Origin of the sequence: Streptomyces sp. SID11385 (assembly GCF_010548245.1) — a bacterium.
Classification (GTDB): domain Bacteria; phylum Actinomycetota; class Actinomycetes; order Streptomycetales; family Streptomycetaceae; genus Streptomyces.
The window spans coordinates 1-14,941 of the sequence record NZ_JAAGLR010000458.1 but is presented as its reverse complement, the minus strand read 5'-3'; the positions used below and the strand labels follow the sequence as shown (position 1 = coordinate 14,941).

Here is a 14,941-nt window from a genome sequence, read left to right as displayed (position 1 = left end):
GCCACGCCGTGCCGCGCGGCGCCCTCGTTGAGCCGGGTCAGCTCGGGGGCGAGCGTCGCGAGCCGCGCGGCCAGGTCGTCGGCGCGCAGCCCCTGGGACCGTACGGTGTCGAGCGCGGTCGTCGTGGCGAGCAGCGACTGCTTGGCCCGCTCGACGGCGGGGGCGAGCCGCGCGAGCTGCGTCTCGGCCTTGCCGAGCAGCGGCCCGAGGCTCTCCGCGAACCGGTCGAGTTCCGCCTTGACCCGCGTCAGCTCGTCCTTCGCGCCGTCCAGCGCGCGCCGCGCCCGCGAGGCCGCCGCGCCGTCCAGCTCGTCACGGTCGAGGTCGACGGCGTCGACGGCGGCGATGTACGTACCGCTCGCCTCGTCGATCTTCCGGCCGAGCGCGGCGAAGTCGGAGACCGCGCGCTGTCCGGCGGGGGTGTCGTCGACGGCGGAGATCGTCTCGATCGAGATGCGCAGGTCGCGCTGCGCCGTGTCGAGCTCGTAGAAGGCGCTCGCGGCGGCGTCCTTCGCGGCCTGCGCCTCCGCGCGTCTGCTCTCGCCGCGCCCGCCGCCGCCGAACCAGCGCCGTGAGCCGCCCCCGCCGCCGGTGAGGGCGCCGGGGAGCGCGACGAGGAGGGGCAGGGGGAGCAGCAGGCCAAGGGCCAGGAGATCGCGCAGGGGGGAGGGCGCGGGGCGGGCCCCGGACCGTGCCGGAGCAGCACCCGCCCCGGGCCGCCGTGCCGCCCGCCCGGTGCACGACCGCCGAGGTGTCGCCGTCACAATCCCTCTCCCGTGCCGCGTCTGGCTTGCTCGTTTCATTCTCCCATCCAGGAGGACGAACACGCGGACGGAAAAGTTCGCGGAAGCGGGGGCCGGTTGTGGCGGGTGGTGCGGCCCCGCCGTCAGTCCGCCTCACGGACGGTGACCGACCCGTCCGCGCTGCGCGACCGTACCTTGTGCGCGCCGTCCCGCGTACGGTCCACCGAGACGTGCGTACTCCCGTCCCCGACCCTGGTCCGTACGTCGTACGAGACCGCGCCCGGCAGCTCGACGGTCGTCGAACCGTCCTCGGACTCCGTCTCGACGAGCGCGGGCGCGGTACGGGCCACGAGGCGCAGCGAGCCGTCCTCGCTCCGCATCCGCACGGTGCGCGAGCCGACCCCGCGCGCGTCGACGCTCCCGTCCGCGCTGCGCAGGTCGAGCGGCCCGGAGACGTCCCGCACGCGCAGCGAGCCGTCCGCCACCCGCGCGTCGACCGCAGTCCGGAACCCCGAGAGGCGCACCGCGCCGTCCTCGGCGCGCACGGTGAGCGCGAGCGCGCGCGGGACCTTCACCTCGTACCGCGCGTCGCAGTCGGCGATGAGCCCCGCGCACGAGACCCGCAACCGCAGCCGGTCCCCGTCGAGCCCCCAGCTCGACGTCGGCCCCTTGCCCAGCACGACGTGCCCCGCGACGCGCCGCGTGACCTCGATCCTCTCGACGTCCGCCGCGACGACGTCGAGCCGTGTGTCGTCCACCTCGACCGTGAGCCGTTTCCCCTGGAAGGCCCAGGCCCGGTGTTCCGCCTTCGCCCCGGAGGCGTCGGCGCACCCGCCGAGCACCGCCACGAGCCCCGCCCCGATCACCGCCGCCGCCACCGCACGCCCTCGCCGCATGATCCGCCGCCCCCGTTCGCCGTCGTCGTCCCTGCGACGGTACGAATACGGCCCCGCTCCCGACGATGACGCGACCCCCCGTCCTCACCCGGGGGTTTTCCCCACCGGACCCTGTCCCGGCCCCCGCCCGGGGCAAGGTAGGCTGTCGGCTCGACCCGGGCGCGTAGCTCAGGGGTAGAGCGTCGCCCTTACAAGGCGAATGTCGGCGGTTCGAAACCGTCCGCGCCCACCGGGATAGACAGCAGGTCAGAGCGTGTTTGCGCCCCCCCCAGTCCGTCAGGGCTGGGGGGCCTTCGTGTGCCCGGAGTCCACCCGGAGTCCCCGCCCTCGACGGAAGCGTGGGGAACGGGGAGTCAGGGAGCGCTCCCGCAGGGCGGGCCGGCCGCTGCCCGGGCAGGTGCTGCGGCCACCCGGTGGTCAGGTCTGGGCGGTGACGAGGAGGGTGCCGATGTGCCCGTCCTCGGGGGCGTCGATCGTCCGCGCGTTCGCCGTGGCGAACCCGGCCCGCAGAAGGTGCCGCTCCCACACCGCCGGCCTGTAGCTGTACCGGTAGGTGAACATCGCTCGTCCGGCGAACCCGCCCTTGTACATGCCCTGGGGTCCGTAGGCGCCGGGGATGGCCGGTGGCTGGGAGAAGACGAACACGCCGCCGGGGGGCAGGCGCTCGCGGACGAGAGGGAAGAGGCGGGCCGGGTCGGTGAACCAGGCCGCGCCGAAGATGGAGTACACGGCGTCGTACCGGCTGGTGTCAGTGCTGAGCCAGTCCAGGACTTCGCCCTGCTCGATGTGGAGCCCGAGCGGTGTCCATCGTTGGCCGGCCAGTTCCACCATGCGCGGCGACAGGTCCACTCCCGTGCCCTTCACGCCCTGCTGTGCGAGGTGGGCGAGGGCGCGCCCGGTGCCGCATCCGATCTCCAGTACCGACTTCGGCGAGCCCAGTAGCTCGGGCCCTGGGCCGTGGCCGGCGTACTGGGTCCAGCAGAACGAGGGTTCCGCCACGGCGCCGAAGGCGCTTTTGGCGTAGGCGTCCCAGAGTTCGGTCTCGGCGGGGATGTCGTGCGGCACGGGCACTGCTGTGTTCCTCCGGTCGGTCGGGTCGAGGGCTCTGCCCTCGCCAGCCGGCGAGGGCAGAGCTGACGGTGGCGGGGTCAGTGACTGTCGGGGACCTTGCTGTCGCACGGGGAGCAGTTGGCGCCGTCGACGGCCCACAGTTCGTCGTCGATGTCCCAGCCCTGGGAGCGCAGGAAGTCGCCGGTGCGCAGGCACAGGCCGTCGTTGCGGCGCTCGATGAACGGGGCGTGGTGCTTGAAGGCGCCGTCGTTGTAGAGGCGGCAGATGCCCCACCAGACCGGGGTGTCGAGGATGAGCTGGTGGACGCCGATGTCCACGAGTTTGCCCACCCCGAGATGGACGTCGCGGTTCTCGATGGAGCCGAGGGTGTACATGACGGCGTTGCCGAGGATGCGTTCGGCCATGTCCTTCACCATGGTGTGGTCGCGCAGGAGCAGGGCGATCTCGCGGTCCCAGATGTCCAGGCCGCTGTCGAAGACGTTGAGGGTGAGTTCGGTGATGTGAGGGGCGACCGCGTTGAGCAGTTCCCGCGGGTCGCGGGTGCGGGTGAGCACCGATGTATCGAGCGTGACGGTCATGGGCTTCCTTCCCTCGTGGGTGGGTGTTCCGTCTCGGCCGCGCTTTGTCAGCTGTGGAGGCCGAGGCGGGGCTCAGGTGCTCCGTCCCGTGTTTCCGAGGTGTGGAGGTGCGCGCAGCCCTGGCAGGCGCGCGGGAACCAGGCGCACCCGGCGCGGGTGGCGGGGCGTGCGCCGAGGTCGATGTCGCTGATGCCGGGGTCGAGCGAGGACCCGCACCACACGCAGGCGCGGCCTCCTCGCTGATCGTCGGTGAGCGTCTCGATGGCGGGGAGAACGAGCTCGGGCGTGCTCACCGTGCCACCACCCCGGCCGGGCCGAACGCGGCGCCGAGCTGGGCCATGGGCGTGAGTTGCCCGCTTCCGTCCGGAGGTTCGAGCCAGAGACGCCCCTCGCTTCCGATGCCCTCATGCGGGCAGTCGAGCAGCCGCCCGCGCGGGTGGACGGTGAGCCGCCGGAGACCGGCGAGGTCGTCCGCCTCGTGAGCTGGCACGAGCCACCAGGCCAGCGGTCCGCGGACGGAGGCGAGGGCGGGGCCCAGCTCCCCCGTGGTGCGAATGACGCACATCCCGTCGATGCTCGGGTGGAGCGGCGCCTCAACGACCCGCCGCGGGCCGGACGAGGGGACGGGCACGAGCCGGTCGTCGTGCGTCCATGTGCGGAGTGCCTGTCGCGGGTTGGCCACGGCGCGCGTGAGCCGGGGGCGCCCGGCCCCGCCTCGGATGACTGCCATGACACGGACCGTAGGCGGCAGGGTTGCGCGCCCGCCCGGCGATTGCACCGGATTGCGGACCGCGTGCGGGGGTTGTGCGGATTGCTGTTACGCCAGCCCCAAGGAAGCCCTGGCGCGCGCGATCAACCGGTGCGCCCGCGTACCGCGAGCAGCGGTTTCGGAGAGCTGGTCCCAGACGCGTCCGTACAGGCTGAGGTCGTCGTCCGACTCCAGAGTCAGTTCGCTACTGATCGTCTCCACGATGACGCGGGCCTCGTCGTAGATCCAGAAGCCGTGTTTGAGGGCGAAGGGCATGGGGGCGCCCAGCGGCACGATTCCCAGGTCGATGCTGGGCAGGCCGATCAGGCTGACGAGCCGGTCGAGCTGTGCCGCCATGGCGTCGCGCTCGCAGATCAACGCGTGGAGCGCGCCCTCCCAGATAAGGACGCGGAAGGTGCGGCCCGGCTCGTAGAGCACGGCTTGGCGGGCCATCCGGGAGTTGACTGCCGCCTCGGCGTCCGGCGGCGTTCGGTGGAGCTGGGAGTTGCCTGCGAACAGGGCGCGTGCGTAGTCCGCGGTCTGAACGATCCCCGGGATGACGGTGGCCTCGTACCCGCGCACGGTGCGTACTGCACGGTAGGTGGAGACGTAGCGGTCCTGGACGGCCCGGTGCCCGGCCGTGAGCTGACGGCGCCAGGACCGGTGTTGTGACTCCAGACCGCGAAGGCGGCTCGTGAGGTCCGAGGCTGCCGTCTCGTCTGTGGCCTGCGCCCAGGCCGTGAGGTCGTCGGTGGTGGGGGTCTGCTTGCCGGTTTCCAGCCGGGAGACCTTCGACCTCTGCCAGCCGAGGCGGGCGGCAAGGTCTTTCCCCTGAAGGCCGGCCTCGGTGCGCAGCTCGCGCAGCCGCGCACCGAGGGCCTCACGCCCGGTTTGGAAGTCCGTCGCGCTCACGCGTCAGACGGTACCCGGCTCAGGTACTCGGCGGTGCGGACCGCGTGATGCCAGGCGGCATCGCGTACTTGGCACGCCCGGAGGACGTCCCCGGGCGCTTCCGTCGTGGTGACGCCGAGCATCTCCCCCGCCTCCGTGAACGCGAAGCGGACAACGAGCCGGGAGTCGAAGAGCCAGAAGTCCTCCACGGGCAGGCGGAGCCGCACCGCGGTGAGGCGGTCGAGGTTACGGATGTCCTCGCCTGCCGCGACGTTGCCGAGACCGCTGGCGAGGAGGAATCGCTGCCCCTCGGTCGGGGGTGCGTCCACGACGCGCACGCGCTCGAAACGCTTTCCGAGAGCCACCTGTTCGGCGACGTTCAGCCGCCACTCGTCGAGGGGTTCGGCCAAGAGGTCCTGCCCGGCCTTCCAGCGGGCCCATTTCGGGCTCTCCCGATCGGAGGCGTAGCCCTGCTGGGACTCCAGTCTCCAGGCGGTGTGCTCGAAGTCCTGGAAGAGGTGAGCGACCTCTGCGAACGGAAGGAGATCAGCCACGTCACTCCTTCGGCGCGAAGCGGGTGAGCAGGTCGCGCGGGATCACCACGAAGGTCTCGCTGTCCTTGACGTCGCGGAGCTGCGCGAGGTCATTGGGGTCGGTGAGCTGATCGCCTTGGACTACGATGTCGCCGGTTTCCACGACTTCGTAGAGCGTGGGGCAACCGCCGTTGTCGCTGGTGGTGCCGATGAATCGCAGCGTCATGTCTGCTTCCTTCGTGTCGGCTGAACGTCCGCTCAGGATGCGCCGGAATGAGCGCTGGCGGGCGGCGATTGCGGGGAATTGCTGTTATCGCGGGCCAAGCACCAGGGCGGCGCAATGCCCGAGCAACAGAAAGTGCCCCTTCCCCTCACGTGGCGGGAGGGCGGGACCGCCCCGCGCGATGCCCAACAGGCCCCCGGTCGAAGCGCCCCCGCGCAGGCTTGTCACGGCCACAGGACGGGGCTTGGGAGAGCTCCGGCAGTTCCCGGAAGAAGCGGCCGACTCGGCGCGGTCCCTGGCGGCGATGATGGCCGGCATACGGCTGACTCCTTGGTGGTCCGGCGCGGGAACGGGCTCGTGGTGTGCGAGGGCCCGGGGGGGGCACGTGGGGGACCGGGACGACAACGGCCCTCGTGCGAAGGGCGGTTGGGGTGAAGAGGTCTTTCCCGTGCCCTCGTGGGTACGCGCGGAGGCATGAGGCGGTTCTTGCGGTGGGTGCTGGCGGCGGTGGTGGTCGGGGGAGTCGTGGCCGTGGTGATGTCCGCGATCACGGGAGAGTGGGGCGCGGACCTCGGGTTCCGGTGGGCCGTCGTCTCCCTCGTGTACGGGGGCATCGCGCCCTTCGTGGGGCCGTCGCGGCGACGGGTCACACGCTAGGGCGACAGCCCCCGTCGGCTGCGCGCGGCCCCCGGGCGTCGTCGGCCGGGGGCCGCCCGGTCAGCGGCGGGCCTCGGTGAGGGCCAGGGCCATCAGTTCCGGGTCGAGGAGGCTCGCGTCGGCCAGGCGGGTGGGGGCCGCGTGGGCGTTGAAGAGCGTCTTGGTGAGGCGCAGCGCGGTGGGGGAACGGCGCAGCAGTGGCTTGGCCCAGGCGAGGACGGCGGCGTCCAGGCCCGTCTCCGGCACGACCCGCTGGAGGATCGACAGGCGCAGCGCCTCCTCGGCCCCGACCGCGCGGGCCGTCAGGACGAACTCGCGGACGCGGGCCGCGCCTGCCTCGTTGATGAGGCGGGGCAGGAGGCCGCCCCAGGCGACCGGCAGGCCGAGGGCCAGTTCGGGCAGCCGGAAGCTCGCGGTCTCGGCGCCGACACGCAGGTCGCAGGCGAGCGCGAGCGCGAATCCGGCGCCGATCGCGCGTCCCTGGACGCGGGCGATGGTCACGGTGGGTCCCGTGCTCAGCGCCTCGCACACGCGGCGGGCCCGTGCGCCGGAGAGGCGTACGGCGCCCCCGGCCGGATCGTCGGCCATGTGCGCGGAGAGTTCGTGGCGGTCGCCGCCGAGACAGAAGTCGGGCCCGGCGCCGGTCAGGACGACGACCTTCGTCGTGGTGTCCTGGGCGTCGAGCACCTCGTACAACTCGTCGAGCATGGTGTCCGTGACGGCGTTGCCCCGCTCCGGTTCGCGCAGTTCGACGAGGAGGAGGCCGCCTTCGCGGCGCGTGCGGAGGGTTTTGCGGTCGCTGTCCAGGGGGAGGAGGGACAGCGGTGACGGCGGTTCGGGCGTGGGCGGTCGTGCCCCGTCCGGCTCGGGCCGGCCGGTCATATCTGGACGTCCAGGGAGACGAGTCGGCGGAAGACGAGGCGGGTGTCGTCGAAGACCGGCGGCGTCACCGCCCGCAATGTGGGGAAACGTTTCAGCACTTGTGCGAGAAGCTCCTGCGCTTCGAGCCTGGCCAGACCGGCCCCCAGGCAGTAGTGGAGGCCGCCCCCGAAGGAGAGGTGGCCGCCCCGGCGCAACGGGTCGAAGGTGTCCGGGTCGGGGTTGCGGCGCGGATCGTGCGCGGCGGCCCCGTACATCACGTGGACCGTCGTGTCGCGCGGGATGGGGACACCCGCGAGGACGAGGTCCTCCGAGGCGACGCGGGAGTTGATCGAGATGGGCGGGTCCCAGCGCAGCACCTCCTCGACCGTCGACGCGATGTGCTCCGGGTGCGCGCCCAGCCACGCGGCGCGGGTCGGGTCGGCGGTGACGAGGTGGACCGCGTTGCCCATGAGGACCGCGCTCGTCTCCAGGGAGGCGATGGTGACGAACATGGTGAGGTCGTAGATGACCTGGTCGGCGGCGGCCCGGTCGCCGCCGGACAAGGCGTCGAAGTGGGCGATCCACCGCGTGAGGGCGTCGTCGCCGGGCTGGGCGCGCCGCTCGCGGATGAGCTGGGTGAAGAACTCCCGCATCTCCAGCGTGGCCTGCTCGGAGACGGCGAGCTGGCTGCGAGTGGGCAGCAACTCCTGCGCGTAGACCTGGCGGTGGGTGAAGTCGAGGAGATGGGCGTGCTTGGCGCGGTCGATGCCGATCCACTCGCCGACCGAGCGCGCGGGAAGCTGCTCGCCCACGATCCGCATGAAGTCGGCGTGTCCCTCGGCCCTGATCTCGGCCTCCAGCTCGTCGAGCAGCGAGGAGATGAGCGTGGCGATCATGGGGCGCAGGGCTTCGAGTGAGGCACGGTCGAAGGGAGTGCCGACGGCGCGCCGCTGGCACGTGTGCGCCGGGGCGTTGAGGCGGGGGAGGGTACGGGTCATCTCCCGGGTCGCGAGGTCGGCCCAGCGCTCGGGGTTGCCCTGGCGCTCCTGCCAGGCGAAGTCGGTGCTCTGCCATTTCCTGCCGCGCAGCACCTCGTTGCAGGCGTCGAAGCCGACCACGAAGTACCCGCCCCAGGGTGCGGGGACGAGTTCTCCCAGTTCGTGGAGGGCGGCCCACACGGGGCGCGGGTTCGCCGTTCCCTCAGCGCTGCGAAGGCGCCGCAACAGGGGGATGACGGCGCGGCGGCTGACGGTGGAGGTGCCGGGGTGATGGCCTACGGCGTTCACGCATAGCTCCTTCGGCTAAGGCTGCCGGTACCGGCGGAACCTACCCTTCCTGACCAGGCGTCATGCGCCACTGTGTGTTTCCTCTGTCACATGCGGTGTTTTCAGCCCCGTCAACACCCGGGAAAATGCCCCTCGTTCTCCACTTCTGTCACGGTTCGCTCCGCGCCTGGCCGTGGTGCGGGGCCCTGGGGCAGGGGCCGCCGCACCACGAAACCCGTGCGCGGGATAAAGGCCTGATGTGTCAGCAGGTGATGAGCCCTCACATCCCGCGCAACCGTGTGGACCGGATGCGTGCACCCGGGGGGAGGTCAGGCGCGGAAGACGTCGAGGAACGCCGACCAGAAGCCCTTCTTGCGGGCCGGTTCCGGTGTACCCCCCGTACCGCCGACGCCGTCCGTGCCGCGCCCGGCGGCGGTACGGGCCCCGCGCTCCTCGCCCGGCGTCGGCTGGGGGCGGCGCGCGGCCATGCGGGTCGCGGGGGAGGGGCTGAAGTTGACCGGCAGCGAGACGAGCGCCCGGTGGAAGGGGCCGGGGCGCCAGCGCAGTTCCTGCTCGGGGACGGCGAGGGAGAGGTCGGGCAGCGCGTTGAGCAGCCGTTCGATCGCGGCGCTCGCGATGACCTGCGCGGGGTCCTTGGCGGGGCACGCGTGCGGGCCCGCGCCCCAGGCGAGGTGTGCTCCCTTGCTCTGGTTGCCCCGCGCCTCGGCGAGCCGGGGGTCGCCGTTGGCCCCCGCGAAGGAGATGAGCACGGGGGTGTTCGCCTCGGCGACGTGCCCGCCGAAGTCCACGTCCTGCACGGGGTAGTGGGCCGCGTAGTTGGCGATCGGGGAGGCGTTCCACAGCACGTGGTCCATCGCCTCCTCGATCTGCGGGCCGGAGTCGCGGTCGCCCGAGGCGGAGAGCATGAGCAGCAGGGTGTTGCCGATGAGGTTGCGCTCCGGCTCGACACCGGCGCCCATCATCATGACGAGCTGATCGTTCAGCTCGGCGTCGGTGAGCCCGGCCGGGTGCTGGATGAGCCAGGAGGTGATGTCGTCACCGGGCTGGCGCCGCTTGAGGGCGATCAGCTCCATGAGGCACGCGGTCAGTTCCTCGTTGGCGCGCAGCGGGTCGCGGCCGTCGAAGATCGCCGACATCGAGGAGGTCAGGGTGTCGCCGATGCCGGCGGGGCAGCCGAAGAGCTTGTTGAAGAGGAGCAGCGGCAGCAGCTTGGCGTAGTCGGAGAGCAGGTCCGCCCGGCCGCGCTCGCTGAACTGGTCCAGGAGGTGGTCGGCGATGGGCTCGACCTCGCGGCGGATCCGGCTCATGTTGAGCTTGGCGAGGCTGTCGGTGACGGCCTTGCGCAGGCGCAGGTGCGTGGAGCCGTCGCTGAACATGGTGTTGGGCCGGTAGCCGAGCATCGGCAGCAGCGGGTTGTCGGCGGCGATGCGCCCCTCGACGAGATCCCGCCAGCGGCGCGAGTCGCGCGGGAACAGTTCGGTGTTGCGGAGCACCTGGAGGGCGGTGCCGTGGTCGACGACGAGCGTGCCCTCGACCCCGGGGGCCAGCTCGACGGCCCCCGCCGCGCCGCCCGCGCGCAGCTTCTCGTACACCTGGCGCGGGTCGGCGGCGAAGGCCGCGTCGTGCATGGGGCATCCGCCGCCGGTCGGGGCGGACGCGCGAGGAGCGTTCATCGGACTTCCTTCATGAACCGGGAGGGGGCTCCCGGGGAGCGAGGGGGAAGCGGCCGGGGGAAGGGCCGCGTGGACGGGGGATGCGGGCGGGGCGGCGGTTGGTGGCCCGGGAAGGCGGCGCCGTCCGGGCCCGTACGCGCGGGGAGGCCGCGCCTCCGCCGTACGGGCAGGACCGGCCCGTACGGCGGAGGACGCGGTCAGGCCGCGTGTTCGAGCAGGTGGCGGACGAGCGCGATGAGCGCCTGCGCCGAGGAGCGCTGATCGCGCGCGTCGCAGACGACCACCGGGGTGTCCGGAAGCAGGTCGAGCGCTTCGCGGACCTCCTCCGTGCTGTAGGAGGTGCCGGTGTCGAAGGAGTTGACGGCGACCGCGTACTCCAGGCCGTAGCTCTCGATCAGGTCGATGACCGGGAAGGTCTGCTCCAGGCGCGAGGGGTCGACGAGCAGCAGCGCGCCGAGCGCGCCGCGCGCCATGTCCTCCCACAGCTGCATGAAGCGCTGCTGACCGGGCGTGCCGAAGAGGTAGAGGACGAGGTCCTCGCTCAGGGTGAGCCGGCCGAAGTCGAGCGCGACGGTCGTCGTGCTCTTGTCGCCCGTGCCGCGCAGGTCGTCCACGTCGACCGAGGCGCGGGTCATGCGCTCCTCGGTGCGCAGCGGGGTGATCTCCGAGAGCGAGCCGATGAGGGTCGTCTTGCCCACGGCGAAGTGCCCGACCACCAGGATCTTCGCGGCGTTGGTCACCGCGCTGGGGACGTAGATGGAGCGTGGGGCGGCTCCGGCGGAGGTCGTGGCGGGTGCCTCAGCCGATGAGGGATTGGAGTCCATTGAGAACCTTCTCCAGAGTCGCTCTGTCAACGTGCTGGGCCTGGGGCGGTTCGGCCCGGCGCATGAGGTGGCCCTGCCGTGCGAGGTCGGTGAGGAGTAACCGCACGACACCGACGGGCAGCCCGAGGTGGCCGGCGACCTCGGCGACGGAGAGGTACCCCCCGCCGCACAGCTCCCAGATCGCCCGGGTCTCGGGACTGGCGCCGAGCGGCAGGGTGCGGTCGGGGGCCAGCGTCACCAGGGTGTGCAGCGCCAGGTCCTCGGGGGCGGGCAGTTCCCTGCCGCCGGTGATGACGTACGAGCGGACGAAGTCGCTCGTGACGGAAGCCTCCTCGTCGGGGGCCGTCATACGCCGACACCGTTGTCGGTGCGCGGGGCGACGCTCATCGCCTTCGCGAGCGCGGTCACCGTCTTCTGCATCCGGAAGGACACGGCCTCCATGTCGACGTCGACCGCGGCCGAGACGGCGAGGTAGGCGCCCGAGCCCGCGGCGATGAGGAAGATCCAGCCGCCGTCGTACTCCAGCAGCGTCTGCTTCCAGAAACCGTTGCCCGCGCCGACGAAGGGGGCGACCGCGCGGCTGAGCGACTGCATGGAACTCATCGCCGCCGCGTTGGTCTCCGCGTCGTCGCGGGATATCTGGTCCGAGCGCTGGAGCAGCAGCCCGTCACCCGAGACAAGGATCGCGTGGCGTGCGCCGCGCACTTCCAGCACGTCGTTCAGCACCCATGACAGGTCGGTGTTCACGGCTGATCTGGTCCTTCCAAGGAGGTCGTGCTCCGCCCGAGCTGGGTGCCCCGTGCGAAGGCGCCGAGGCGGGAAGCGGTCACTTCACTGGACTGTTCCGGTGCCGTCGCCTCACTCGCCGCGGGCTCGGGGACGACCGAGATGGCGCGCTGGCGGCGGCTGCGCTTGGGGAGCCCGCCGGAGGTGCGGCCCACGATGTGCGAGGGGCCGACCGGTACGGGCGCGAGGCGCTGCGGGGCCTCCTCCGCCTGCCCGGCGTCCTGCCGGGCGGCGGGCTCGGCGGGGGCCGCCGACTGTGCGCTGAGGAGTTCTTCCGGTACGCGGATCACGGCACGCACGCCTCCGTAGGGGGACACCGAACCGACCGAGACCGCGAAGCCGTAACGGGTCGCGAGCATCCCGCACACCGCGAAGCCGAAGCGGGGCGGGTCGCCGAGCCTGGTGATGTCGACGGTCTCCTGGGACGACAGCAGCGCCGCCGCCCGGTCCTTGGTCTCCTGGTCCATGCCGAGGCCCGCGTCGTCGACGATGAAGCAGATGCCGGTGGGCACGGTCTGGATGTTCACCTCGACCGGGGTGCCCGGGGCGCTGTACGCCGTCGCGTTGTCGAGCAGTTCGGCGAGCACGACGGCGAGCGGTTCGACCGCCTTGCTCACGACCTGGGCACCGACCTGGGCGTGCACGCTCACCCGGCCGAAGCCCTTGATGCGGCCCTGGGCGCTGCGGGCCACGTCGTAGACGTTCGCCGGGGTCTGCCGGCGTCCGAGCCAGCCGCCGCACAGCACCGAGATGCCCTTGGCGCGGCGCCCGATCTGGCTGCCCGTGTGGTCGACCGACATGAGGTCGGCGAGCATCTCGGAGTCGTCGCCGTACTTCTGGAGCAGCCCGTCGAGCAGGAGCTGCTGTTCCTCGGCGAGGGACTGGAGCGTGCCCATCGCCGATTTCAGGACGGCCTTGGTGGAGGATTCGGCGTCCGCGCGGACGTCGGCGAGTTCGCCGCGGTGCCGGTCGGCCAGGGAGGCGTATCTCGCCTCCAGGTGCGCTACGTCACCCCTGGCCCGGCCGAGTCCCGCCTCCAACTCGGCCTTCGCTTCCCTGAGCGAGAGGTTGATCCTTCGCGCCCGCAGCACGGCCACCACCGCGACCACGAGCACTACCAGCGAGAACCACAGCAGCGGATCTCGGAAAAATGAAGTCATGAGACTCTCTTCAACTCGCACCGCGCGAGGACGGGGACGGGTCCTCCGGGGCACCGCGCGGGGTCGTGCGTCGTGGCGGGTGGCGCGGAGCCGCCTGGCGTGTTCCGTCCCGCGCCCTTGGGCGATGGGGCCTTTGAGACTGTCCCCCGCACGCGCGTGACGCGTCGTCAGCCTACTGAAAGTCCGATGATCGTATCAGTCGAGACTTACGTCATTGGACGGTTGCGCACATCAGTCGGCGACTCTCACCTCATCTGCACCAGTGCGGTGGGGCGGGTGCTCAACAGTGCTGCTCAGGGCCTGAATTGAGGGGTGCGGGGCAAAGGTTGTGGCGGGACGGGTGTGGGGCTTGGGGAGGTCTGTGGGGGGTGAGGGGTCAGCTCTCCGGCGGAGCGGCGGGGGGTGGGGTGGCGCTCTCCGTCGAGGTGGTCCGCGGTGCCGCCGGCGGGGGCGTGTGCTTGAGGCGGTCGCGGGCCTCGGCGCGGCGCTCCTGGGCGACCTCGGCCCAGTAGGGGTGGGAGGTCACGAAGACGGCCAGCTCGAACTCGCGGGTGCGCAGCTTGCTGACGAGCGCCTGGTCCTCGGCGCCCCAGCCCGGGGACGCGGGCCGCTCCACGCGACGCCACCCGTTGTCGTCGCTGAAGCCGTCGTGCGGTGCCACGGACCAGGGCAGCCGCCGCAGCAGCTCGCGCAGCTCCGCCCGCACCTGGTGCAGTTCCTCCTGGCCGGTGCGGAGGTCGTCGGGGAAGTCTCGGGTCTCTGCCACGCTCCGAATGGTACGCCTGTTCGATTTTTCGAAGCGAACGGAGCGCGCGACACGCCCGTACCGGCGCGGCAAGCTGTGCGCATGTGCCGAAACATCAAGACCCTGCGTCCCCCCGCCCAGCCCGAATGGGCCACCGAGGAAGAGATTCACGAGGCCGCCCTCCAGTACGTCCGCAAGGTCTCTGGCTTCCGCGCCCCGGCCGCCCACAACCGAGAGGTGTTCGAACGCGCGGTCGCCGAGGTGGCACGCGCCACGGCCGAGCTGATGGCGGGGCTGGAGGTGAAGGGGGCCGGGGGCTGAGGGGACCGGGCCCGGGCCGAGGGGGCCGGGGCTGAGCGCTCGCGGGCTCAGTCCGTGTGGACCTCCGTGTCGCCGTTCACCGTGCGCAGCGTGAGGTGGTGGTCCGGGTCCGCGGACGCGTCCGGCAGGTCGTTCACGGTGCGCCCGTTGACGGTCGTGGCGCGCACCGCGTACGGCGGCGGGTCGGCGGGGAGGGTGACGCGCACGGAGCCGTTGCGGCTCGTGCCCATGAGCAGATCGGGCGAGGTGGTCGTGCGCAGGTCGACGTCGCCGTTGACGGTCTCGGCCTCCAGGCGCCAGGCCGCGAGCCCCGTGGCCCGTACCGAGCCGTTGCGGGTCGCGAGCCGCTGGACCGCGTGGGCGTCGCCCCCGTCGCGTACGACCACGTCCCCGTCGACGGTGTCGAGCCGCAGCGAGCCGTGCACGTCCGTGACCTCCACGCCCGCGTTCCGCGCCTCGACCGTCACGGCGGTCCCGCGCGGAACACGGACGAGCGGCATCCGGCCGCAGTCCTTGTGCGCGTCCCCCGCGCAGGGCAGGTCGAGGACGCGGGTCTTCCCGTCCGCCCTCCAGTCCGCCCCGGTCCCGTCGTCGACGCGCACGCCCGACGCGTCCGTCCCGACGATCCGGACGCCGCCCTCCGTCGTGACGATGAGGCGCCCGCCCTCCGGTACCTCGCGCGCGTCCTCCGAGGCCGCCCCCGAGCCGCCGCACGCCACCGCCGCCACACCCAGCACGCTCAGCACGAGCGCGGGCAGCGCCCGTCGCCCGTGCCGCCGCACGGGAGGAGAGACACGGGGCTCGGCCGGGCGGGGTGCGTCGGATCGCTGCATACGGACAGTGTGCCCAACCCCGCGGCGTTCAGCGGCCGTTCCGCGCGGCGGGCCCGGCCCGGCGGGGCGGCTCAGCTCTGCGGCGCGTTCTGACCCGCGCGCGCGGCGGGCG

Annotated in this window: 19 protein-coding genes, 1 tRNA gene and 1 pseudogene; 3 read left to right on the top strand and 18 right to left on the bottom strand. The window is 72.3% G+C overall.

Annotated elements, in window-relative coordinates; all coding sequences use genetic code 11:
* Both G3I42_RS13925 and G3I42_RS13920 read right to left on the bottom strand, forming a co-directional pair.
* Positions 1 to 764: pseudogene (locus G3I42_RS13925) on the bottom strand (hypothetical protein); the annotation flags it as partial.
* Between the two features lie 122 nt (positions 765 to 886).
* The gene (locus tag G3I42_RS13920) at positions 887 to 1,639 is read right to left on the bottom strand and encodes a DUF4097 family beta strand repeat-containing protein (protein ID WP_203606775.1); all 753 of its coding nucleotides are present in this window, start codon (positions 1,637 to 1,639) and stop codon (positions 887 to 889) included.
* Between the two features lie 157 nt (positions 1,640 to 1,796).
* Between G3I42_RS13920 and G3I42_RS13915 the strand changes: the two genes are divergently transcribed.
* Positions 1,797 to 1,868: transfer RNA gene (locus G3I42_RS13915), tRNA-Val, on the top strand.
* 188 nt (positions 1,869 to 2,056) lie between these two features.
* Here the strand turns inward: G3I42_RS13915 and G3I42_RS13910 are convergent.
* The 7 genes from G3I42_RS13910 to G3I42_RS13880 form a co-directional block, all read right to left on the bottom strand.
* Positions 2,057 to 2,710, bottom strand: coding sequence for a class I SAM-dependent methyltransferase (locus tag G3I42_RS13910; protein ID WP_164285849.1), 654 nt, complete (start codon positions 2,708 to 2,710; stop codon positions 2,057 to 2,059).
* 77 nt (positions 2,711 to 2,787) lie between these two features.
* Positions 2,788 to 3,288, bottom strand: a complete 501-nt coding sequence (locus G3I42_RS13905) for a hypothetical protein (RefSeq protein ID WP_164285847.1) — start codon at positions 3,286 to 3,288, stop codon at positions 2,788 to 2,790.
* Between the two features lie 47 nt (positions 3,289 to 3,335).
* On the bottom strand, positions 3,336 to 3,581 hold the full coding sequence (locus tag G3I42_RS13900; protein ID WP_164285845.1) for a hypothetical protein: 246 nt from the start codon (positions 3,579 to 3,581) through the stop codon (positions 3,336 to 3,338).
* Entirely contained in the window at positions 3,578 to 4,018 is a 441-nt protein-coding gene (locus tag G3I42_RS13895) for a hypothetical protein (RefSeq protein ID WP_164285843.1), read from the bottom strand. The genes G3I42_RS13900 and G3I42_RS13895 overlap by 4 nt, the downstream gene beginning before the upstream one ends.
* Before the next feature lie 87 nt (positions 4,019 to 4,105).
* Positions 4,106 to 4,948 (bottom strand): helix-turn-helix transcriptional regulator, encoded by an 843-nt coding sequence (locus G3I42_RS13890; RefSeq protein ID WP_164285841.1) that lies wholly within the window; start codon positions 4,946 to 4,948, stop codon positions 4,106 to 4,108.
* Positions 4,945 to 5,481 (bottom strand): DUF6879 family protein, encoded by a 537-nt coding sequence (locus G3I42_RS13885; RefSeq protein WP_164285839.1) that lies wholly within the window; start codon positions 5,479 to 5,481, stop codon positions 4,945 to 4,947. The genes G3I42_RS13890 and G3I42_RS13885 overlap by 4 nt, the downstream gene beginning before the upstream one ends.
* A 1-nt stretch (position 5,482) precedes the next feature.
* On the bottom strand, positions 5,483 to 5,686 hold the full coding sequence (locus tag G3I42_RS13880; RefSeq protein WP_164285837.1) for a hypothetical protein: 204 nt from the start codon (positions 5,684 to 5,686) through the stop codon (positions 5,483 to 5,485).
* A gap of 471 nt (positions 5,687 to 6,157) precedes the next feature.
* Between G3I42_RS13880 and G3I42_RS13875 the strand changes: the two genes are divergently transcribed.
* Complete coding sequence (locus G3I42_RS13875; protein WP_164285836.1) at positions 6,158 to 6,340, top strand: hypothetical protein; 183 nt, start codon at positions 6,158 to 6,160, stop codon at positions 6,338 to 6,340.
* A 60-nt stretch (positions 6,341 to 6,400) separates the two neighbouring features.
* Here G3I42_RS13875 and G3I42_RS13870 read toward each other — a convergent pair whose 3' ends face one another.
* From G3I42_RS13870 to G3I42_RS13835, 8 genes are all read right to left on the bottom strand, one after another.
* The gene (locus G3I42_RS13870) at positions 6,401 to 7,222 is read right to left on the bottom strand and encodes an enoyl-CoA hydratase/isomerase family protein (RefSeq protein ID WP_164285834.1); all 822 of its coding nucleotides are present in this window, start codon (positions 7,220 to 7,222) and stop codon (positions 6,401 to 6,403) included.
* Complete coding sequence (locus G3I42_RS13865; RefSeq protein WP_164285832.1) at positions 7,219 to 8,487, bottom strand: cytochrome P450; 1,269 nt, start codon at positions 8,485 to 8,487, stop codon at positions 7,219 to 7,221. The genes G3I42_RS13870 and G3I42_RS13865 overlap by 4 nt, the downstream gene beginning before the upstream one ends.
* Positions 8,488 to 8,795: 308 nt before the next feature.
* Positions 8,796 to 10,160 carry a cytochrome P450 gene (locus G3I42_RS13860; protein WP_164285830.1) on the bottom strand — a complete coding sequence of 455 codons (1,365 nt, stop codon included), beginning with the start codon at positions 10,158 to 10,160 and terminating at the stop codon, positions 8,796 to 8,798.
* A gap of 197 nt (positions 10,161 to 10,357) precedes the next feature.
* Complete coding sequence (locus G3I42_RS13855) at positions 10,358 to 10,984, bottom strand: ATP/GTP-binding protein (protein WP_164285828.1); 627 nt, start codon at positions 10,982 to 10,984, stop codon at positions 10,358 to 10,360.
* Positions 10,959 to 11,333 (bottom strand): DUF742 domain-containing protein, encoded by a 375-nt coding sequence (locus G3I42_RS13850; protein ID WP_164285826.1) that lies wholly within the window; start codon positions 11,331 to 11,333, stop codon positions 10,959 to 10,961. The genes G3I42_RS13855 and G3I42_RS13850 overlap by 26 nt, the downstream gene beginning before the upstream one ends.
* The gene (locus G3I42_RS13845) at positions 11,330 to 11,731 is read right to left on the bottom strand and encodes a roadblock/LC7 domain-containing protein (protein WP_164285824.1); all 402 of its coding nucleotides are present in this window, start codon (positions 11,729 to 11,731) and stop codon (positions 11,330 to 11,332) included. Before G3I42_RS13845 ends, G3I42_RS13850 begins: the two co-directional genes overlap by 4 nt.
* On the bottom strand, positions 11,728 to 12,930 hold the full coding sequence (locus G3I42_RS13840; RefSeq protein ID WP_203606774.1) for an ATP-binding protein: 1,203 nt from the start codon (positions 12,928 to 12,930) through the stop codon (positions 11,728 to 11,730). Before G3I42_RS13840 ends, G3I42_RS13845 begins: the two co-directional genes overlap by 4 nt.
* A gap of 376 nt (positions 12,931 to 13,306) precedes the next feature.
* The gene (locus G3I42_RS13835; RefSeq protein ID WP_164285822.1) at positions 13,307 to 13,696 is read right to left on the bottom strand and encodes a hypothetical protein; all 390 of its coding nucleotides are present in this window, start codon (positions 13,694 to 13,696) and stop codon (positions 13,307 to 13,309) included.
* Positions 13,697 to 13,777: 81 nt separating this feature from the next.
* On the opposite strand from G3I42_RS13835, the gene G3I42_RS13830 reads away from it, so the two are divergent.
* A complete protein-coding gene (locus G3I42_RS13830; protein WP_164285820.1) occupies positions 13,778 to 13,996 on the top strand; it encodes a DUF2277 domain-containing protein in 219 nt (72 codons plus the stop codon).
* Positions 13,997 to 14,043: 47 nt separating this feature from the next.
* Here G3I42_RS13830 and G3I42_RS13825 read toward each other — a convergent pair whose 3' ends face one another.
* Entirely contained in the window at positions 14,044 to 14,829 is a 786-nt protein-coding gene (locus tag G3I42_RS13825) for a DUF4097 family beta strand repeat-containing protein (RefSeq protein WP_164285818.1), read from the bottom strand.
* Positions 14,830 to 14,941: the final 112 nt, after the last annotated feature.